We start from the raw sequence: 18809 nt of genomic DNA, 5'->3' as shown, positions 1-18809 counted from the left end.
GTGAACGGGGGAAGGAAAGCTGGCACAATCGTGTCGCATTGGTCAGCGGCAAGTGTGCGTGGTAAAAAGCCGGGACAAAGAAGAGTTTTGACGATGAACAAATTCACTCCCGCAAGGCCCGCAGGCGCGCGCAGCGTCGACGAGATCACCGGCAGCCGGCGGCTAAGGCGCATGCGCAAGGCCGACTGGTCGCGCCGGCTGGTGCAGGAAAACCAGCTCTCGGTGAACGACCTGATCTGGCCGATCTTCGTCGTCGACGGCAAGAATATACGCGAGCCGATCGCCGCCATGCCGGACGTCTATCGCCTGTCGGTCGACCTCGCGGTCAAGGAAGCAGAGCGCGCCGCCAGGCTCGGTATTCCTGCGATCGCCACTTTCCCCAATGTCGAGCTTTCGCTGCGCGACCAGACCGGCTCGCACATCCTCGACCCCGACAACATCATCAACCGCGCCACGCGGGCCATCAAGGACGCGGTGCCGGAGATCGGCATCATCACCGACGCCGCGCTCGATCCGTTCACCAGCCACGGCCATGACGGTATTTTGCGCGACGGCATTATCGTCAACGACGAGACCGTCGAGCAGGTCACAGCCGCGGCCGTCATCCAGGCGGCCGCCGGCGCCGACATCATCGCGCCGTCCGACATGATGGACGGCCGCATCGGCGCCATCCGCGACGCGCTCGACGCCAACGGTTTCCAGGACGTGGCGATCATGTCCTATGCGACGAAGTTCGCCTCCGCCTTCTACGGCCCCTATCGCGAGGCGGTGGGCACCGCCGGCCTGCTCAAGGGCGACAAGAAGACCTACTACATCGACCACGCCAATTCCGACGAGGCGGTGCGCGAGGCCGAGCAGGATCTCGCCGAAGGTGCCGATATGCTGATGGTGAAGCCGGGGCTTCCCTATCTCGACATCATCCGCCGGCTGAAGGACGAACTCCAGATGCCGACCTTCGCCTATCAGGTGTCGGGCGAATATTCGATGATCAAGGCCGCCAGCGCCAATGGCTGGATCGACGGCGAAAAAGCGATGCTGGAATCGCTTCTCGCGCTCAAGCGCGCCGGCTGCGACGGCATCCTCACCTATTTCGCGCCGACCGTGGCGGAGATGCTGAGGGGCTAGGCTCCGTCCCTGTTCCTCCTAACTCATGCCGCATGACCGGGCCGTCCGCTCGGGCGCGCGGATTTTACGCGCCGGAAATACTGCTTGCATTATGCAATCAGTTAAGTTAAACCGATAACCGCTTGCAAATTACAACTGGTCAAGGAGGCAATGATGTCCGAGCTGCGTGTCAACGCTTTCACCCTGTCGCTCGACGGTTACGGCGCCGGTCCCGACCAGGACCTCACCAATCCACTCGGCGTCGGCGGCGAAGCCCTGCATAAATGGATGATCGGCACCCGCAGTTTCCACCAGATGGTCGGCAAGGACGGTGGCACCACCGACGTCGATGACAGCTTCACCGTGCGCAGCTTCGAGAATGTCGGCGCCTGGATCCTCGGCCGCAACATGTTCGGGCCGGTCCGCGGCGAATGGCCGGACGAGAGCTGGAAAGGCTGGTGGGGCGACAACCCGCCCTATCACGTGCCGGTTTTCGTGCTCACGCACCATGCCCGCGATCCCATCATCATGGAGGGCGGAACGACGTTTCACTTCGTCACCGACGGAATCCATTTAGCGCTCGAACAGGCGAAGGCGGCGGCCCAAGGCAAGGACGTGCGTGTCGGCGGCGGCGTTTCGACCGTCCGGCAGTATCTCCAGGGGAGCCTCATCGACGAGATGCATCTCGCGATTTCGCCGATCCTGCTCGGCTCCGGCGAGCATCTTTTCGCCGGCCTGGACATGCTGAAGCTCGGCTACCGGTGCACCGGCCAGGTCGCGACGGCCGATGCGACGCATGTCATGATCGGACGGGCGTAAACTCCAGCGATTGGCGAAACCGTCGGCGCAAGCTGTCTTTCTCCCCGTCACTATACGGGGAGAAATGCCCGGCAGGGCAAGGGGCAGCGCTACCGATCGAAGGTTATGCTGCCGACAATAGCGCCTGCAGCAATATGGAAATTCCGGTCCATGCAGCGGTTCGTCCGGCCTCAACTATCGAAGTCGGCGCCGCCCCTCATCCGCCCTTCGGGCACTTTCTCCCCGTGAACCGGAGAAGGAAGGTCGCCTCAATACTTTTCCGGCACATAGAGCTCGCGCGGCAGCACCTGGCGCTCGTATTCCGGATTGAAGACGCGCTCCGGCAGCGTGATCTCCTCGTGCGGCACCTCTTCATAAGGCATCTGCTGCAGCAGGTGGTCGATGCAGTTCAGCCGCGCCCGCTTCTTGTCGTTGCCCTCGACGATGAACCAGGGCGCTTCCTTGATGTTGGTGCGGGCGAAGGTCTCTTCCTTGGCCTTGGTGTACTGCTCCCAGCGCACGCGCGACTGCAGGTCCATCGGCGACAGCTTCCACTGCTTCATCGGGTCGTGGATGCGCATCAAAAAGCGCATCTGCTGCTCCTCGTCGGTGATCGAGAACCAGTATTTCACCAGCGTGATGCCGGAGCGCACCAGCATGCGCTCGAATTCTGGCACATCACGGAAGAACTCCTCGACCTGGTCAGGCTCGGCAAAGCCCATCACGCGCTCGACGCCGGAACGGTTGTACCAGGAGCGGTCGAGCATCACGATCTCGCCGCCGGCGGGCAGATGCGGCACGTAGCGCTGGAAATACCATTGCGACTTCTCGCGCTCGGTCGGGGCCGGCAATGCCACGACGCGGCAGATGCGCGGGTTGAGGCGCTGCGTGATGCGCTTGATGACGCCGCCCTTGCCGGCGGAATCGCGACCCTCGAAGATCACCACCAGCTTCTTCTTGTGGTAGGCGACCCAGGACTGCAGCTTGATCAGCTCCGACTGCAACCGCAGCAGCTCGCGGAAATAGGTCATCCGCTCGATGGAGGGCGGATGCGACTTCTTGTAGATCCTGGCGATCTCGAGCGAGAGCGCGGGTTCGGAAATCTCCAGCTCATAGTCCTCGTCGAGCGTGTCCTCGAGTTCGGCTTCCAGCCAGTCCCTGGCTCCGGAATTCGTTTTGAGTTCGTTCATCGCGCAGCTCCTGCCTGTCAGCCACCTTCGCCTCGTATGCGTCGCGGCCTTGGCCAGAACCGCAACTCCTTAAGCCGACTGAGATACAGACTCGCAATGACGGTTTTATTGCAAACACGGAACCGGCAACGCAGGCTAGCCGATATGTGATCGGTCCGTATCGATGGCGGGGCGACAAGCCGTTCGAATTGTCCTACAAATCCCCTCGCCTCTTTGCGGCGCCCGCCACGGCGCGCGCCCCTTCAAAACAAAATCGCGAGGACCTGATATGGAATACCGCACCCTTGGCCGTTCCGGCCTGAAGGTTTCGACATTGACCCTTGGCACGATGACCTTCGGCGGCACGGGCCCGTTCGCCGCCGTCGGCAATTCCGATCTTTCGGAGGCCAGACGCATCATCGACACCTGCATCGATGCCGGCATCAACCTCATCGACACCGCCAATGTCTATTCGAACGGCCTGTCGGAGGAGATCGTCGGCGAAGCGCTCGGCGGCAAGCGCAAGAACGATGTGCTGATCGCCTCCAAGGCGCGCATGCGGATCGGCAAGGGTCCCAACGATGATGGCCTGTCGCGCCATCATCTGATCCGCGAATGCGAGAGGAGCCTGAAGCGGCTCAAGACCGATGTCATCGACATCTATTTCCTGCATGAGTGGGACGGCGTCACGCCTCTGGAGGAGACGGTCGCCGCGCTCGATACCCTGGTCGGCCAGGGGAAGATCCGCTATGTCGGCTGCTCCAATTATTCGGGCTGGCAGGTGATGAAGGCGCTCTCGATCAGCGACGGCCATCATCAGCCGCGCTTCGTCACGCAGCAGATCCACTATACGCTGGAAGCGCGCGAGGCGGAGTACGAGTTGCTGCCGATCTCGGTCGACCAGGGCCTCGGCGTGCTGGTGTGGAGCCCGCTGGCCGGCGGCCTGCTTTCCGGCAAATACCGCCGCGACAGCCCGACGGCACGCCAGCTTGGCGGCTGGTCGGAGCCGCCGATCCGCGACGAGGATAGGCTGTGGCGGATCGTCGACGTGCTGGTCGAGATCGGCAAGGCGCGCGGCGTTTCAGCGGCGCAGGTGGCGCTTGCCTGGCTGCTCGGCCGCCCGGCCGTTTCTTCGCTGGTGATCGGTGCCCGCAACGAAACCCAGCTCAAGGACAACCTTGCCGCGGCAAGCCTGACGCTATCCCTGGACGAGCGCCTGCGCCTCGACGCCGTCAGCCGGCCCCCGGTGCTTTACCCCTACTGGCACCAGCAACTCACCGCCAAGGACCGGTTCGGCCCTGCCGATCTGGTGCTCGACCGCAGCGATATCTAGAGCAATTCCGGGAAAAGCGCCTCGCTGTTTGCGTAAAAACAAATGCTTAGAGCTGTTCGGCTATTTTATCAAAAAGCTGAGCAGCTCTAAGAACTGTCAGCCTGTGATGTAGCGCCAGACTTGCGGGTCGGGTTCGATCTGGCCGCTCAGCACGAAATATTTGTAGAGGACGAGCAGCGAGACCGCCCGCTCGTCCTTTTCGTTGCTGAAACGGCGGCAGTAAGCGTTGGCCGCCATTGTGATGCGCTGGGCTTCCGCCGGATGCTTTTCGAAATAGGCGATCTTGTCGGCGATGTCAGAAAAATCCGGCGCCAGCGGCACGAAGTGGACATTGGCCTCGAGCTGCGCTTCGGCGAACCAGGTCTCGTAGGTCGGAGGCGGCATCAGGCACAGCGAATTCGAGCTCATGATCCATTTCAGGTTCGTCGCCACGTCATTGCCTTCGAGCGAGACGATGTAGCGGAACTGCCGCTGCTGCGGGATCGTGAGATACGGCTTGCGGTAGTTCTCCGGCGCGCTCGGCTTGGACGAGCCCGCATCGCAAAGCGGCAGGTCGCGCACGGCATCGACGAACCGCTTGCGGATCGGATTGTTGAGATCGCCGCGCCAGACCGCCATCGGACGCTTGTCGGCGAAGGACAGATTGTCTCTCGGCATGTTGAAATGGCGGAACTTGTCGAGCTTCATGATCACGGCGTTGCCGTTGTCGTCACGGATCGGCCGATCCTTGACGATCGCCGGCATCGCCGGCACGTCGACGACATCGCCGAACTCGAGATCGATGAGGAGGTCGCGATCGAAGTAGCGAGCGAACTCCTTCAGGTCGTAATAGTACATGCTCCCGAACTTGGGTATTTGAGCGACCGCGACGGCAGCCGGGCTCGGCTCGAAGCTATGGTCGAGCTTGTTGTAATAGTTGACCCGATCGCGGACCGTTTTGCTGGAGAGCCTCGCCTGCCGCAGGCGGCCGGCAAGGCGCTGGCGAAAAAAAGCCTGCGGCACCACATCGCGCGTGATGTTGCGCACGAAATAAAATATCCGCGCTGCGGTGCGTAAGGGCGAGGCCATGCGTCCGTCGTTTTAGTAATGCGGTGTAGTTCCCCGCACCTCCTACAGCATTGCGCCGCACATCTTGCAAGCCCCGGCCGCGATGCCCAAGCAAGCCAATCGCGCCCAATGGCTGTTGTGTTTGGCGGCCAATGCTCCTAGGCAAGGCAAGGCACAATGAAAGGAAACAATATGGCGCGAGCACCGAATTACGGTCAGGAACGCAAGGAGCGCGATCGGCAGAAGGCTGCCAAGAAGGCCGAGAAGCTGGCGGCCAAGGCCGCAGCCAAGGAGCGTTCGAAGCCCGAGGAAAAGACCGACGCCGGAATGGAAACGACCAAATAGGACCGTCAGCCAGCCCGGTCCGGTTCCGTGTGCTAGGCCGGCGCCTTGTCGCTGACGAAGACGTTCACTTCGCGGGCTGCAGCGATGAAGGCACGCCGCGCGCTCATCGCCGGCTTATCGCCTGCCAAGGCATCGTGACAAGCCTGCAGCGCTTCGCGGTGTTTTGGCGTGCGCTTTCCGGGCCAGCTGTTGAGCAGGTAATCCGAAGCCTCGCGGGCCGAGCGCAAGAGCTGATTGGGCCCAGCCGTGGCCGACTTGACGGTCACGGGTATTTCAAAACGGTTGTTTTCCATCGCCGCTCTTACGCTATCGACGTGTGCGAAGCGAGGCCCAAAATGCCAGCACGGGCCTAATCAAGCGGCAACGACCGCAAAGCCCCTGGCGCGCAGGCCGCGCCGGTCGTCATGCAGCGAGGTCACCAGCCTGTCGCGGCTGCCGGCTATGTGAGCCGACAACAGCCGCGCGGCCTTATCCGCGTCGCCCTCTCGCACAGCCGCCAAGACGGCATGGTGCTCGGCCCAGGCACGGCCGAGGGCTTTCTCGTCGCGCACTTCCAGCCAGCGCGCGCGGGAGAGCCTGGTCATTGCATCGCGGACTCCCCTGAGCAGGAACTCATTGCCGGAAAGCCTGGCCAGCTCGATGTGAAAATCCATACCGACCCGGTGCCATTCCCCGCGCGGCGTGTCGGCGTCGCAGGAATCGAGCATCGCCGCGATCACCTCGACCCCGCTGCGGTCTTCCAGCGCCGCCGCCAACCTCACCGCCGCCACTTCGACCGCCTCGCGGTAGACGGCGAGTTGGCCGAGCTCGGCGAGATTGATCGGCGCCACCGTCCAGCCGCGGCCGTCGCGGCCGATCAGCCCTTCGGTCTCAAGGCGCAGCAGAGCCGCCCTGACCGGCGTGCGCGAGGCGCCGAAGCGGCTTTCGATCCAGCGCTCGGTGAGCCGCTCGCCCGGGCCGATCTCCAGCCCGAGGATCATCTCGCGGAGCTGCCTTTCGACATTCTGCATCTGCGACATCGTCGTTCCGCTCTTCTTCGGCGCCGCATTGACAGCGGCCGGGTTGATGTTCATGAGGTACCGCCCTGGTATCCCAAAATGGTATCCTAAACAATCCAGGATTTTCGGGCAGGCAGAAAATGGCTGAGAACGGCGTGGAACAGAGCGATTACAACATCCATTGGCGGCGCAATCTGGCGGTCTGCTTCGCCGGCTCCTTCAGCACGCTGATTGCGATGACGCTGCTGTTGCCCTTCCTGCCGCTTTACGTCGAACAACTGGGCGCCGAAGGGCACGCGGCGATCGTGCAATGGTCTGGCATTGCCTATGGCGCCACCTTCTTTGCAGCAGCGCTGGTCGCGCCCTTGTGGGGGCGGCTCGGCGACCGCTATGGCCGCAAGCTGATGCTGGTGCGCGCCTCGTTCGGCATGGCGATCTGCATGTCTCTGACCGGCATGGTGCAAAGCGTCTGGCAACTGGTGCTGCTTCGCCTGCTGATCGGCTTTGCCGGCGGCTATTCCTCGGGATCGACGATATTGGTGGCGATGCAGACGCCCAAGGAGCGCTCCGGCTGGGCCCTCGGCGTGCTGGCGGCCGGCATCACGACCGGCTCGCTGGTCGGCCCGCTGCTCGGCGGCGCGCTGCCGCCGGTGATCGGCATTCGCGCCACCTTCCTGCTCTCCGGCGGCGTCATCTTCCTTGCCTTCCTGGCCACGACCTTCCTGATCAAGGAAAATCCACGTCCGCCTGCGGCCAACGCCGCTTCGGCGGCGAAACCGAAGAGCGGCTGGTCGCAGATCCCCGACAAACGCCCGGTCGTCGCCATGCTGACAACCGGCATGCTGCTCGCCTTCGCCACCATGTCGATCGAGCCAATCATCACGGTCTATGTGCAGCAGCTCGTCGCGGACCAGAGCAAGGTGACAATGGTCGCCGGCGTGGTGATGTCGGCGGCAGCACTCGGCACCATCTTGTCCTCGTCATGGCTGGGCAAGCTTGCCGATCGGGTCGGCCATTGGAACGTCGTCGTCGGTGCGCTCGCCGTCTCGGCGCTGCTGCTCATTCCACAAGCTTTCGTCACCGACAGTTGGCAACTGATCGGACTGCGCTTCCTGATGGGCCTGGCGCTGGGCGGCCTGCTGCCCTGCATCACCAGCGTCATCCGTCACAACATTCCGGACGGCGTGGGCGGCAATGTGCTCGGATTGTCGATCTCGGCGCAGTATGCGGGCCAGGTTGCGGGACCGCTCGCCGGCGGCTTCGTCGGCGGCCATTTCGGCATGCGGGCGGTGTTTTTGGGCACATCCGTGCTGATGGCGCTGGGTGCGGTCTACAACTGGATTGTCCAGTCGCGGCGGGCGCGGCATATGCTGCTCGAAGCCGGCGAATCCTGATCGGCGCGCGACCGAAGACGGAGCATCGAAATGAGCCTTGCCGGGCAATCCTCAAACGGCGGCAGCCGTATCCTCGTGGTGGCAGCCGGCCTCGTCGGCGCGGCAGGCGTGGCGCTGTCGGCGGCGGCCGCGCATCGGGGAGGCGCTTTCACGGGCACGGCGGCGTCCTTCCTGTTGATGCATGCGCCGGTCTTCCTCGCTATCGGCCTTATCGGCGGCAACCGGTGTCTCAGGATCGCAAGCCTGGCGCTGCTCGTCGGCCTGCTGCTGTTCTCGGGCGATCTTCTCGCCAGAGACTTCCTCGGCTCACGGCTGTTTGCGATGTCGGCGCCTATCGGCGGCACTCTGCTTATCGCCGGCTGGCTGGCGATCGCAGTCGCGGCGCTTTGGCGCCCTCGCCCCTAGATCGATGCCCTCGTCGCGATGACCGGAAGGAACCGACGCGCCGACAGCGCACGGTGACTATCTCCGACCCGGAAACAAGCCCTTGCGCTTTGCCGGTTCCGCCGCGCGCCGCCGTTCCGGCTGATCGGTCGCGGGCGAGATGCCCCAATAGTTGCGAAAGATATCCTGGAACAAGTGACCAATCGGATGCATGACTGCTCTCCTCGAGAAATTGAATCGATCCAATCGATCGACACAAAAAAGCTGGCCCATCAGCCACGCTTGCGCTCCACGATGAAACGTGGCTGGCGCTTCCACGGGCCTGCCTTGCCGCGGCGCTTCTCGCTCGTTGCGGCCGAGGCGATGCCCCAATCGTTGCTGTAGACGTCTTCGAATAAAAAGTTGACCGGATGCATGGCACCCTCCCTTCTGGAACCTGCTCCAAACCAGTGGAATTACCAACTTGGATCGATTCAAAAATACGCCTCCTGCAATCGGAGTCAAGCAGAAATTTGAATCGATCCAAAAAAAATGATAGATGGACCGGAGATCGATCCCCGTCCATGTAGTGCAGAGGGCGGTCCCGGGAGAACAGATGATGGCATCACCGATCGAAGGCCAGGCTCGACCGATCCGGCTGGCGGATATCGCCAAGGCCGCGGGCGTCTCGCATGGCACGGCCTCCAACGTCTTCAGCCGCCCGGAGGTCGTGCGCGCCGAGGTGCGCGAGCGGGTCAAGGCGGTGGCGGAGGCGATGGGTTACGCGGGGCCTGATCCGAAAGGCCGCCTGTTGCGTGCCGGCAAGGTCAACGCCATCGGCGTCGGCACGACCGAGCCCCTCTCCTACTTCTTCGAGGATCCCTTTGCCCGCGTCATGATGGCCGGCATCTCGGAAGCCTGCGACGCCACGGGAGCGGGAATCGCGCTTGTGTCGGCCGCCAACCAGGAGAAGCTCGCCTGGAACATCCAGAGCGCGCTTGTCGACGGCTTCATCCTGTTCTGCATCGAAGGCGGCTCGCGTCTGGTCGAACTGACGCGCGAGCGCAGGCTGCCCTTCGTGGCGCTGGAACTCGGCTTCCACGATGAGACCATCTCGGCGATCGGCGTCGACAACATCGCCGGCGGACGGCTCGCCGCGCGCCATCTTGCCGAACTCGGACATCGCCGTTTCGCCGTGCTGTCGCTGACCCTCGGCGAGGACCGCACCGGTTTCGTCACGCCGGAAATGGTCCGCTCGGCGGTCTACACGGGAACGCGCGATCGTCTCGCCGGCTATTTCGAGGAACTGTCCCGCTTCGGTGTCGACACGACGAAGATCCCGATCTTCGAAACCGAGAACGAGGAAAAGAGCACGAGGGCTGGCCTGGAGGCAATCTTCGCCGGCGGCGAGCTGCCAACCGCCATCCTGGCGATGTCGGACAGGATGGCCATGATCGCCATCGAATGGCTGACCGCGCGGGGTCTGAAAGTGCCGCAGGACGTTTCCGTCGTCGGCTTCGACGGCGTGCCGGACGGCGCGCTCTGCGATCCGCCGCTGACCACGATCGCCCAGCCGATCACCGAGATCGGCCGGCGAGCCGCGCGCATGATCCTCGACCATGACGGCACGGTGCGGCGCGAGACGATGGGCGTCGAGCTTGTCGTCAGGGCCTCGACCGGCCCTGCGCCGAAAGGCTGAACAATTCCAAGCAGTTTAGTGTCCGTGGATTGCTGAACTGCTTTCCTGGATCTCTTCAGTACCCGCCAACCCTCGCCGGCACAGGCCGCGCGCCGAACGCGCCGCGCGTGGCCTCCTCGCGCGCCGGCTTGGCGCGGGCGGGGCCGAGACCGGCGAGCCATTCGAGATACAGCGCCAGCGCGAACTGCATGGCGATGCCGGCGGCGATCAGCAGCGTGTCATAGGCCAAGCCGCCCGGATTGATCAGCTTCAGCACCTGAGCGGCCATGGCGATCAGCGTTCCGGCCACGAACACCGGCAGCGAGCGCTTGCCGAGGATCGCCAGCGGATTGTCGGGCCTGGCGCGGAAGAGGTTCGACACGGCCGGCAGGGCGACAACCAGGTAGGCGACCGCGAGGATATGCAGCAGCCTCGGCAGCGACAGGAAGGTCTTGTCGAAGCCGCCGATCACCACCGGCAGGTTGAACCAGGTGATCTGACCCCAGAGCGGGCTATGCACCCAGACCGCCGCGGCAAGCACATAGACGCCGGCAGCGCCGAGCAGCCAGCGGTTGACGGGAATGGACCCGCCGCGCTTGACATGGAGCATGGCCGCAAGGCCGATGTTGAACAGGAACTGCCAGGACAGCGGGTTGAGAAACCAAAGACCCGGCTCGGGATAGTTCGGCGGCGCGATCTGCCAGATCCCGGCGGCCAGCCACAGCAGGCCGGATACGGTCAGCGCCGCCACTGGCCTGCAGCTGACGAACAGAACGAAGGCCGGCGCCGCCAGAAGCAGCGCGGCATAGACCGGCAGGATGTTGTTGTAGCCGAGCTGATGGCCGAGCGTGACGATGCCGAGCAGCACTTCCGGCGTATCGCGCATCAGCGGCTCGATGTTGATCATCTTCAGCAGCTCCGGCCGGTGGGCAAACACCGCCGTGGCGCAGAACAGAGCGATCACCAGCATGGTGATGACGATGTGGGTGACGTAAAGCACGCCGGCGCGCCGCCACATCTTCAGGGTCGCCAGCAGCCTGCCGCCCGGCTTGAACTTTGTGCCATAGGCAAGCGCCACCGAGATGCCGGAGATAAGCACGAAGGCCTCGGCCGCATCGGAGAAGCCGAGGTTCTTGTAGGTCAGGTTTTCGAAGACGGTGCCCGGCACATGGTCGATAAAAATGGTGAGCAAGGCGAGCGCGCGCAGCACATCGATACGCGTGTCGCGATCCTTGATACGCGTGTCGCGATCGTTGATACGCGTGTCGCGATCGTTGGCTCGCATGTCGCGTTGAGAAACGGGGATGGTCATCGACAAAAGGCCTCAGAGCTGGTGTTTGATGTCCAGCAATGCGACCCCCGACGCACCGCTTCGATTCCTCCCGTGGGGAGTGTATCGGCGCAGAAACGGTCTGAAATGCGCCCGGTTCAATCAACTTTCGCGGAGCTTGAAAACATTCCGTTTTGAAGCCGGCAAATCAACAAAATACTCATGAAATCAAATGGATATGAGCGTGTCCGAATATTCCGAGGAAAACAACGCCCTGCACCGTGATCTTGGCTTTGCCTACCGGTTGTTGAGGCCGGCGGAGGCGAGCGGCGAATGCCTTTTCGTACTGCATGGATCAGGTGTGGACGAAACGACGCTGGCGCCGCTGGCAAGGCAGATCGCGCCGCGCGCGGTGCTTGTCGCGGCGCGCGGCCGCATCCGCCAGGAGGACGGTTTCCGCTGGTTCGAGCGAATCGCGCCGACCAGCTTCGAGCAGTCGAGCATCCGCGCGGAGACGGCCGCCTTCGCCCAATTCGCAACCGAGGCCGCGCGGTGCCACGGGCTCGACCTCGGGCGCGCGACCTTCCTCGGCTATTCGAACGGCGCCAATCTGGTTTCCACGCTCATGCTGCTTCACCCCGGGCTGGTGAGGCGGGCGGCACTGCTCAGGGCGATGCCGGTGCTCGACGACGCGCCGGCGACCGACCTTGCCGGAACGCGGGTGCTGATCATCGCCGGCGCCGCCGACCAGACCTACGGCCCGTTTGCCCCGGCCCTGGTGACGCTCTTCAGCCAGCGCCGCGCCGAGGTCGATGCGCGCATCGTCGCCTCCGGCCATGAGTTCGGCGACGCAGACGCCGCGATCGCGCGGCAGTGGTTGGCGGCGTCGGCGCTGGTCGGCTGACTCCTGGCCCGGAGTTCTCATGCGGACAGGCTGGCCGCCAGGGCGTAGCCAAGGGCTGCCCTATCCCTGCCCCATCCGGTTCCAGGCATCCAGCCCGGCGATCTTGTAGGCTTCGGCCAGCGTCGGGTAGTTGAAGGTGTTGTTGACGAAGAAGTCTACCGTGCCGCCGAGATTGATCACCGCCTGGCCGATATGGATGAGCTCGGTCGCGCCCTCGCCGACGATATGGGCGCCGAGCAGGCGGCGTGTGTCGACCGAGAACAGGAGCTTCAGGAAGCCTGAGTTGACGCCCATGATGTGGCCGCGCGAGGTTTCCCGGAAGCGCGCGACGCCGACCTCGTAGGCGATCCCGCTCTCGCGCACCTGCTCCTCCGACTGGCCGACGGTGGAGATTTCCGGCACGGCGTAGATGCCATACGGGAAGGTTTCCGGCGGCGGCGGCAGCGCCACGCCAAACGCATGGCAGGCGGCCACCCTGCCCTGCTCCATCGAGGTCGACGCCAGGCTTGGGAAGCCGATGACGTCGCCGGTGGCATAGATGTTGGGCACGCTGGTCTGAAAGGTCTGCGGATCGACCTTGATGCGGCCGCGGCTGTCGGCCTCGATGCCGACCACGTCGAGGCCGAGGCTGCCAAGATTGCCGCTGCGGCCGGCGGCGTAGAGCACGATCTCCGAGCGGATGGTGCGGCCGTCGGCAAGGGTCACCTCGGCATAGTCGGGCTTGGAGGCGATTTCCTTGACCGTGCTGCCGAGCCGAATGGTCATGCCGCGGTCACGCATCTGGTGGATGAAGTCGTCGACGATTTCGCGGTCGACGAAATCGAGGATGGTGTTGCGCGGCTCGACCAGCGTCACCGGCACGTCGAGTGCCGAAAAGATGGTCGCATATTCGACGCCGATGACGCCGGCGCCGATGACGGTCAGCGTGCGCGGCAACCGGTCGAGCTCCAGCATCTCGTCGCTGTCGAAGATGCGCGTCTTGTCGAAAGGCACGTCGCGTGGCCGGTGCGGCCTGGTGCCGACCGCGATCAGCGCATTGGCAAAACCGACCTCGCTGTGGTCGCCGTTGTCGGTGGTCAGGCCGACCTTATTGGAGCCGAGGAATTTGGCCGTGGCGCGCACGCTTTTGACCGCATTGCGCATGAACTGGTGCTGCAGCACCTCGACCTCGTGATCGAGCGTCTTATGCAGGCGCTCGATCAGATCGGCGACCGAGATGTCCTGCTTGACCCGGTAGCCGCGCCCGTAGAAGCCGCGCTCGCGCCAGCCGGACAGGTTGAGCACCGTCTCGCGCAACGTCTTGGATGGAATGGTGCCGGTATGCACGGAGACGCCGCCGAGACGCCGGCCCCTATCGACCACCAGTACCGATTTGCCGAGCTTGGCCGACTGCACCGCGGCGCGGCGCCCCGAGGGGCCGCTGCCGATGACCAGCATGTCGTAGTCCATATTTCCCCATCCCCCGGCGTCTTGTTGCGCCGCAGCAAGCTAACGCCATCCGCGCCATGAATTCAACCGCCGCAACCGCGCTCGCCACGGCTTGCCGCGCATGCGTTGCGAGCCGCCGATCTTGATTCCGCCATCGGCTTTCACCATTTCAGTGGCGAATGGCCAAGACCTATTTCGGGCCTGTTACGAGGGCATGACATGAACACGCGCGTGCTTGACGGCGAGATCATCACCACAAGGTTCGAGGACGCCCGCGCCTATCGCGGCGTGCGCACCAGGCGCGTCTTCGCCTTCATCCTGGATTATTTCATCGTTGCGCTGCTCACCATCCCCTTCGCCATATTGATCGCTCTTCTTGGGCTTTTGACCTTCGGCCTCGGCTGGGCGCTGTTCTCCATCCTGGTGCCGGCGGTTGCCATCCTCTACATCTGGAACACGCTGGGCAGCCACGACCAGGCCACGACCGGAATGAAGATCATGGGCATCCGGCTCGACAGGCTGGACGGCACCCGCATCGACGGCCTGACCGCGGTCGTGCATTCGGTGCTGTTCTGGGCCGCCAACGTCATCTTGACGCCACTGGTGCTGCTGGTCACGCTATTTTCCGATCGCAAGCGCACGCTGCATGACCTGCTTCTCGGCACGGTCGTCACCCGCACCGACATCTAACGGGTGCCTGGCGGCCACCATCGCCGCGCCGCTTGTGCTAGAATATGAACAGCCTAGGCCGGCCGCGGCAACACAATCCTGTTGAATTTTTCGCCGGCCGGGCCAAAGGTAGGGCGATTCGCAGGAGCGTTTCCAAGAGTCGATGACGCAGCATCCGACCCAGTCGCCGCAGTTCTTTCTGACCGCGCCGTCGCCGTGCCCCTATCTGGAGGGCCAGTTCGAGCGCAAGGTGTTCACGCACCTTGTCGGCGACAAGGCGCCCGAGATGAACGACCTGCTTACCCAGGGCGGCTTCCGGCGCTCCCAGAACATCGCCTATCGGCCAGCCTGCGAGTCCTGCCGCGCCTGCGTGTCGGTGCGCATCCTGGCGCAGGAGTTCACCGCCAGTCGCAACATGCGCCGCGTTATCCAGCGCAATGCCGACCTCGTCGGCGCCATGCACGACGCGCAGCCTTCCACCGAGCAATATTCGCTGTTCCGCGCCTATCTCGACGCCCGCCACCGGCGCGGCGGCATGTCCGACATGACGGTGCTCGACTATGCGATGATGGTCGAGGACACGCATGTCGACACCAAGATCATCGAATACCGGCGCCGCGGCCCCGACACCTTCATCACCGGCAAGGGCCAGGGCGAGCTGATCGCGGTCGCGCTGACCGACAAGATGGCCGACGGCCTGTCGATGGTCTATTCCTACTTCAATCCCGATTTCGAGGACCGCTCGCTCGGCACCTTCATGATCCTCGACCACATCGCCCGCGCCAAGGCGATGGGACTGCCCCACGTCTATCTTGGCTACTGGGTCAACGGCTCGCGCAAGATGAGCTATAAGATGCGCTTCATGCCGCAGGAGCATCTCGGCCCGAAAGGCTGGGAACGCTACGACCACGAAGCGGTCACGCGCTGACCATTTTTTCCAAAACCCGACCTTAAACTGTTTCAAGGGCAGGAAGCTGGTGTTCCGCCACTCGCTGGAAGAGTGCGCCATCAAGCCGGCCGTCTGCAAATCATTGCGAGACCCATCATGTCTTCCCACCACGACCACCAGAAAGGCCTGCTGATCACCGCCATCGGCGGCCTGGTGCTGACTTTCGACATTCCCCTGATCCGGCTCGCGGATGGCAGCCCGTGGACCATCATGATGCTGCGTACCGGGACAACGCTCATTGCCACCCTGTTGATTTGGGTCGCCTGGCGCACGCTGCGCGGTAACGTGCCGAAGCTCATCCCCGGCTGGTCGGGACTGGCGGCGGCGATATGCTACGGCCTGACCTCGATCACCTTCGTCACCGCCGTCTATCACACCTCGACCGCCGACCTCGTCTTCATCCTCGCCTTCAACACCGTGTTCGCGGCGCTGCTGTCCTGGCTGTTTCTCAGGGAAAGGCCGCGGCTGGGGACCATAATCGCCATGCTGGCGATGATCGTCGGCGTGCTGATCATCGTCGGCGGTTCGGTCGGCACGGGCAAGCTGTTCGGCGATTTCATGGCGCTCTGCTCGGCTTTCTTTGTCGCACTCGCCATCACCATCTCGCGCGCCAGCCGCAAGGACATGGGTTTCACCGCGCTGGTCGGCGTCGTCTTTCCGCTGGCGCTCGCCGCCTTCGTGGTCTCGGGCGAAGGGCTGCACGTCAACGCGCCATGGTGGATCATCTTCAACGGCGCCGTGATTATGCCGATCTCGTTCTTCTGCCTGGCCGCCGGCCCGAAATACATTTCCGGGCCGGAGGTGGCGATGTTCTATCTGCTTGAGACGGTGCTGGCGCCGGTCTGGGTCTGGCTGGTCTTTGCCGAGGCTCCGGCGCGCCACAGCCTTGTCGGAGGCACGATCCTGATCGTGACGCTGGTTGCACATTCGCTCTGGCAATTGCATGAGGGCCGCAAGCGTCGCGCGGCGCTCGCCGTCGGTCACCCGGCCTGAATCTTCCTCGCCTCGGGCTTCGCCTCGATACGCGGCGGCCCGTTCTCTTCGTCGGCGGCAGGTGGAAGCTCGTCCATCAGTTCCACCTCGCGCAGCCATTCGCGCCAGATGGCGACGAGCAGCGCCATCAGCACCGGGCCGATGAAGAGGCCGAGGAAGCCCATCGTCTTGACGCCGCCGATCAGGCCGAAAAAGGTCGGCAGGAACGGCAGCTTGATCGGTCCGCCGACCAGCTTCGGGCGCAGCGTCTTGTCGACGATGAAAAGCTCGACCGCGCCCCAGACGAACAGCGCCAGCCCCGCCATCGGCGAGCCGCTGGCGGCTAGGTAGATCGACACCAGCGTGAAAGACAGCGGCGCGCCGCCCGGGATAAGCGCCATGATGCCGGTGAGTGCGCCGAGCGTCACCGGCGACGGCACGCCGGCCAGCCAGTAGGCGACGCCGAGCACCAGACCTTCGCCGATGGCGATGACGGTCATGCCGGTGACGGTCGAGGAGATGGTGGCCGGAACGACGCGCGAGATCCGCTCCCAGCGTGTCGGCAAGATGCGCTCGCCCAGACGATCGACCTGTGCTGCGAAAGCCTCGCCGTCGCGATAGGCGAAGAACAGCGCGATCATCATGAACAGCAGCGTCAGCAAGAGGCCGAAGGCGCTGCCGCCGGCGGCCAGCGCGCCGCGATAGATGCTGCCGATATTGGCGCCGCTGACCAATTGGATCACTTCACCGATGCCGCCGGGATGGCCAAGATTGGTTATCCACTGCTGGTTCAGCCACTCGCCGATCACCGGCATCGTCGCGATCCAGTGCGGTGTCGCCGCGCCATGCCGGTTGGTCTCGATCGCCCAGGTCACCCATTCGCGCAGCTCGTTGATGGCGTAAGTGCCGGCGAGCGCGATCGGCACCACCAGGAAGGTGAGGATGAAGAGGATGGCGAAGGTCGCGGCGATGGTGCGGTTGCCGCCGACTGCGGCAAGCAGCCGGCGGTAGAGCGGCCAGCTGGCGAATGCGATGACGAGCGCCGCCAGCACCGGGAACAGGAAGCCGTGGAAGAAATAGACGCCGGCGGCGGCGATCAGCACCAGGAGCCAGCGCGCCGCCGACAGCGGCGGGATGACGGCAGCCCTGAGCGGCGTCGACAGACCGAACAGGCGCTGCCCCGGCTTCTGGATTTCAGCCCGCTTCAACCGCGCGTTTCTCCCCTGCCCGATGGTTCAATGGATGCTTATGCGCCATCATAGTGCAGCAATCGTGACGATAGTCCAAATGGTGATGGAGAAGCTCTGCTTGCAGAAGGTCGCGTCGGACTTAACCTTGGGGTCAGGGAACTTCGGGCGTAGGCCGGCGCGACCGGAGCCTCAAAAGCTCACTTACGCATTAGCCACAACTAATATTCGCCGGCAGGTCCCGGGCGGTCTTATTTGACGGTCGAAAACTCAAAACGATCGAAACGGAAGACTGCCGTATACTCGTTGTGTCGCTCCGGCGTCCCGGCAGGATTGCGGAAGATCGCGCCGCAGGTTGTCTGAACTTTCGGAATGGCGTCGCACAGGAAGTTCTGCTGCACCCAGCTGGTTCCTTTATCTATCCATGCGCCTCCCCCGTTCAGTTCACGACCGAGGATGAGCGACCTGATCTCCGAACCGGTAAGCCGGTCCTTCGCATCCAGATCGACCTCTTCCGGCAACTCCGGCAAACCGGCCTTGTCCAGGCCGTCCAGCAGACGCCCGATGTCAGCCGGGTTCTTGAACACAAAATACCTCTGAGTGACCAACTGATTTGCCCCTCCATCCTTTCGTTCCAACATGACGTTCTTTAGCCTGTCACTATAGGCCGCGACCCGGTCACTGCGCCCGAGATGTGCGTAGGCCGAAACCAACACCTGCAGGCGTAGAATTTCGGCCATGGATCGGGCGATTGGAGATCGATCCTTCCAAGGTAGTCGATAGCTTCCTCGAAACGACCCTGGCCAAATTCAGCCAGCCCAGCCTGGTAGTGCCGATGGTCATTGCCGCCTGGGTCGACACGGTTGGCCGCGACGAGATAGTCGCTCGCCTCGTTCGGCCTGCCATTGAAATTCAGGGCTTCCGCCAGCCCGACATAGTTCAGGGGATCGCTCGGGTCGAGCGCCACTGCCTTGAACATAACCGCAACTGCCTCGTCGGACCGGTGCTCGCGAACCAGCAAACTGGCGACGAGCTGATAGTAGGACGGCGAAGGATGCTTGGCCGCCTCCCCCAGGTACTTGTAGACGTTGTACAGCGCACCGATGTCCGAAAAGGCTAAAGCTTTGCCCCGCGGGCCGTCCATGTCCCAATAGGCCCATGCAAGCGAGGCTGCCGCCGCGCCGAAATTCGGATCGAGTTC

At 63.6% G+C, this 18809-nt stretch carries 21 protein-coding genes; 11 read left to right on the top strand and 10 right to left on the bottom strand.

Annotated elements, in window-relative coordinates; genetic code table 11:
* Window positions 1-93: 93 nt before the first annotated feature.
* Complete coding sequence (hemB, locus tag EH240_RS34985) at window positions 94-1125, top strand: porphobilinogen synthase (protein WP_125006919.1); 1032 nt, start codon at window positions 94-96, stop codon at window positions 1123-1125.
* 153 nt (window positions 1126-1278) lie between these two features.
* Window positions 1279-1923 carry a dihydrofolate reductase family protein gene (locus tag EH240_RS34980; RefSeq protein WP_125006918.1) on the top strand — a complete coding sequence of 215 codons (645 nt, stop codon included), beginning with the start codon at window positions 1279-1281 and terminating at the stop codon, window positions 1921-1923.
* Window positions 1924-2171: 248 nt separating this feature from the next.
* On the opposite strand, the gene ppk2 is transcribed toward EH240_RS34980, so the two are convergent.
* On the bottom strand, window positions 2172-3092 hold the full coding sequence (ppk2, locus tag EH240_RS34975; protein ID WP_125006917.1) for a polyphosphate kinase 2: 921 nt from the start codon (window positions 3090-3092) through the stop codon (window positions 2172-2174).
* Between the two features lie 268 nt (window positions 3093-3360).
* Here ppk2 and EH240_RS34970 point away from each other — a divergent pair, with 268 nt between their 5' ends.
* Window positions 3361-4404 carry an aldo/keto reductase gene (locus tag EH240_RS34970; protein ID WP_125006916.1) on the top strand — a complete coding sequence of 348 codons (1044 nt, stop codon included), beginning with the start codon at window positions 3361-3363 and terminating at the stop codon, window positions 4402-4404.
* A 96-nt stretch (window positions 4405-4500) separates the two neighbouring features.
* Here the strand turns inward: EH240_RS34970 and EH240_RS34965 are convergent, their stop codons facing one another.
* Window positions 4501-5472, bottom strand: a complete 972-nt coding sequence (locus EH240_RS34965; RefSeq protein WP_125006915.1) for a glycosyl transferase family 90 — start codon at window positions 5470-5472, stop codon at window positions 4501-4503.
* 171 nt (window positions 5473-5643) lie between these two features.
* On the opposite strand from EH240_RS34965, the gene EH240_RS34960 reads away from it, so the two are divergent.
* The gene (locus EH240_RS34960; protein ID WP_125006914.1) at window positions 5644-5796 is read left to right on the top strand and encodes a hypothetical protein; all 153 of its coding nucleotides are present in this window, start codon (window positions 5644-5646) and stop codon (window positions 5794-5796) included.
* 32 nt (window positions 5797-5828) lie between these two features.
* Here the strand turns inward: EH240_RS34960 and EH240_RS34955 are convergent, their stop codons facing one another.
* Complete coding sequence (locus EH240_RS34955) at window positions 5829-6089, bottom strand: DUF982 domain-containing protein (RefSeq protein ID WP_125006913.1); 261 nt, start codon at window positions 6087-6089, stop codon at window positions 5829-5831.
* 60 nt (window positions 6090-6149) lie between these two features.
* Window positions 6150-6815 (bottom strand): GntR family transcriptional regulator, encoded by a 666-nt coding sequence (locus EH240_RS34950; protein ID WP_125006921.1) that lies wholly within the window; start codon window positions 6813-6815, stop codon window positions 6150-6152.
* Between the two features lie 119 nt (window positions 6816-6934).
* Here EH240_RS34950 and EH240_RS34945 point away from each other — a divergent pair, with 119 nt between their 5' ends.
* Together EH240_RS34945 and EH240_RS34940 are read left to right on the top strand one after the other, a co-directional pair.
* On the top strand, window positions 6935-8188 hold the full coding sequence (locus tag EH240_RS34945) for an MFS transporter (RefSeq protein ID WP_125006912.1): 1254 nt from the start codon (window positions 6935-6937) through the stop codon (window positions 8186-8188).
* 30 nt (window positions 8189-8218) lie between these two features.
* Window positions 8219-8593 (top strand): DUF423 domain-containing protein, encoded by a 375-nt coding sequence (locus EH240_RS34940; protein ID WP_125006911.1) that lies wholly within the window; start codon window positions 8219-8221, stop codon window positions 8591-8593.
* Window positions 8594-8844: 251 nt separating this feature from the next.
* On the opposite strand, the gene EH240_RS38360 is transcribed toward EH240_RS34940, so the two are convergent.
* Entirely contained in the window at window positions 8845-8988 is a 144-nt protein-coding gene (locus tag EH240_RS38360) for a hypothetical protein (RefSeq protein ID WP_167484298.1), read from the bottom strand.
* Window positions 8989-9170: 182 nt separating this feature from the next.
* Here EH240_RS38360 and EH240_RS34935 point away from each other — a divergent pair, with 182 nt between their 5' ends.
* On the top strand, window positions 9171-10250 hold the full coding sequence (locus EH240_RS34935; RefSeq protein ID WP_125006920.1) for a LacI family DNA-binding transcriptional regulator: 1080 nt from the start codon (window positions 9171-9173) through the stop codon (window positions 10248-10250).
* A gap of 55 nt (window positions 10251-10305) precedes the next feature.
* On the opposite strand, the gene EH240_RS34930 is transcribed toward EH240_RS34935, so the two are convergent.
* Window positions 10306-11541, bottom strand: coding sequence for an OpgC family protein (locus EH240_RS34930; protein WP_125006910.1), 1236 nt, complete (start codon window positions 11539-11541; stop codon window positions 10306-10308).
* A gap of 202 nt (window positions 11542-11743) precedes the next feature.
* Here EH240_RS34930 and EH240_RS34925 point away from each other — a divergent pair, with 202 nt between their 5' ends.
* On the top strand, window positions 11744-12403 hold the full coding sequence (locus tag EH240_RS34925; protein WP_125006909.1) for an alpha/beta hydrolase: 660 nt from the start codon (window positions 11744-11746) through the stop codon (window positions 12401-12403).
* 60 nt (window positions 12404-12463) lie between these two features.
* Here EH240_RS34925 and sthA read toward each other — a convergent pair whose 3' ends face one another.
* Window positions 12464-13852 (bottom strand): Si-specific NAD(P)(+) transhydrogenase, encoded by a 1389-nt coding sequence (gene sthA / locus EH240_RS34920; RefSeq protein ID WP_125006908.1) that lies wholly within the window; start codon window positions 13850-13852, stop codon window positions 12464-12466.
* A gap of 198 nt (window positions 13853-14050) precedes the next feature.
* Here sthA and EH240_RS34915 point away from each other — a divergent pair, with 198 nt between their 5' ends.
* From EH240_RS34915 to EH240_RS34905, 3 genes are all read left to right on the top strand, one after another.
* Complete coding sequence (locus EH240_RS34915) at window positions 14051-14521, top strand: RDD family protein (RefSeq protein ID WP_125006907.1); 471 nt, start codon at window positions 14051-14053, stop codon at window positions 14519-14521.
* 142 nt (window positions 14522-14663) lie between these two features.
* A complete protein-coding gene (locus tag EH240_RS34910) occupies window positions 14664-15428 on the top strand; it encodes an arginyltransferase (protein WP_125006906.1) in 765 nt (254 codons plus the stop codon).
* A 117-nt stretch (window positions 15429-15545) separates the two neighbouring features.
* Window positions 15546-16442, top strand: coding sequence for a DMT family transporter (locus tag EH240_RS34905; protein WP_125006905.1), 897 nt, complete (start codon window positions 15546-15548; stop codon window positions 16440-16442).
* Here EH240_RS34905 and EH240_RS34900 read toward each other — a convergent pair.
* The 3 genes from EH240_RS34900 to EH240_RS38355 form a co-directional block, all read right to left on the bottom strand.
* Window positions 16430-17629, bottom strand: a complete 1200-nt coding sequence (locus tag EH240_RS34900; protein ID WP_125006904.1) for an AI-2E family transporter — start codon at window positions 17627-17629, stop codon at window positions 16430-16432. The genes EH240_RS34905 and EH240_RS34900 overlap by 13 nt on opposite strands.
* Window positions 17630-17859: 230 nt before the next feature.
* Window positions 17860-18195 (bottom strand): hypothetical protein, encoded by a 336-nt coding sequence (locus EH240_RS34895; protein WP_125006903.1) that lies wholly within the window; start codon window positions 18193-18195, stop codon window positions 17860-17862.
* A 62-nt stretch (window positions 18196-18257) separates the two neighbouring features.
* The coding region (locus tag EH240_RS38355; RefSeq protein ID WP_425374867.1) for a tetratricopeptide repeat protein at window positions 18258-18809 on the bottom strand (552 nt) is incomplete at its 5' end.

The sequence above is a fragment of the Mesorhizobium tamadayense genome, assembly GCF_003863365.1.
GTDB classification, from domain to species: domain Bacteria; phylum Pseudomonadota; class Alphaproteobacteria; order Rhizobiales; family Rhizobiaceae; genus Mesorhizobium; species Mesorhizobium tamadayense.
Note: the sequence above shows the minus strand (reverse complement) of the source record. Positions and strands in the feature narration are given on the sequence as shown.

Excerpts from the sequence above, each read along its gene's own strand:
- hemB (WP_125006919.1), top strand. The coding sequence starts at position 94 with ATGAACAAATTCACTCCCGCAAGGCCCGCAGGCGCGCGCAGCGTCGAC.
- EH240_RS34980 (WP_125006918.1), top strand. The coding sequence starts at position 1,279 with ATGTCCGAGCTGCGTGTCAACGCTTTCACCCTGTCGCTCGACGGTTAC.
- ppk2 (WP_125006917.1), bottom strand. The coding sequence starts at position 3,092 with ATGAACGAACTCAAAACGAATTCCGGAGCCAGGGACTGGCTGGAAGCC.
- EH240_RS34970 (WP_125006916.1), top strand. The coding sequence starts at position 3,361 with ATGGAATACCGCACCCTTGGCCGTTCCGGCCTGAAGGTTTCGACATTG.
- EH240_RS34965 (WP_125006915.1), bottom strand. The coding sequence starts at position 5,472 with ATGGCCTCGCCCTTACGCACCGCAGCGCGGATATTTTATTTCGTGCGC.
- EH240_RS34960 (WP_125006914.1), top strand. The coding sequence starts at position 5,644 with ATGGCGCGAGCACCGAATTACGGTCAGGAACGCAAGGAGCGCGATCGG.
- EH240_RS34955 (WP_125006913.1), bottom strand. The coding sequence starts at position 6,089 with ATGGAAAACAACCGTTTTGAAATACCCGTGACCGTCAAGTCGGCCACG.
- EH240_RS34950 (WP_125006921.1), bottom strand. The coding sequence starts at position 6,815 with ATGTCGCAGATGCAGAATGTCGAAAGGCAGCTCCGCGAGATGATCCTC.
- EH240_RS34945 (WP_125006912.1), top strand. The coding sequence starts at position 6,935 with ATGGCTGAGAACGGCGTGGAACAGAGCGATTACAACATCCATTGGCGG.
- EH240_RS34940 (WP_125006911.1), top strand. The coding sequence starts at position 8,219 with ATGAGCCTTGCCGGGCAATCCTCAAACGGCGGCAGCCGTATCCTCGTG.
- EH240_RS38360 (WP_167484298.1), bottom strand. The coding sequence starts at position 8,988 with ATGCATCCGGTCAACTTTTTATTCGAAGACGTCTACAGCAACGATTGG.
- EH240_RS34935 (WP_125006920.1), top strand. The coding sequence starts at position 9,171 with ATGGCATCACCGATCGAAGGCCAGGCTCGACCGATCCGGCTGGCGGAT.
- EH240_RS34930 (WP_125006910.1), bottom strand. The coding sequence starts at position 11,541 with ATGACCATCCCCGTTTCTCAACGCGACATGCGAGCCAACGATCGCGAC.
- sthA (WP_125006908.1), bottom strand. The coding sequence starts at position 13,852 with ATGGACTACGACATGCTGGTCATCGGCAGCGGCCCCTCGGGGCGCCGC.
- EH240_RS34915 (WP_125006907.1), top strand. The coding sequence starts at position 14,051 with ATGAACACGCGCGTGCTTGACGGCGAGATCATCACCACAAGGTTCGAG.
- EH240_RS34910 (WP_125006906.1), top strand. The coding sequence starts at position 14,664 with ATGACGCAGCATCCGACCCAGTCGCCGCAGTTCTTTCTGACCGCGCCG.
- EH240_RS34905 (WP_125006905.1), top strand. The coding sequence starts at position 15,546 with ATGTCTTCCCACCACGACCACCAGAAAGGCCTGCTGATCACCGCCATC.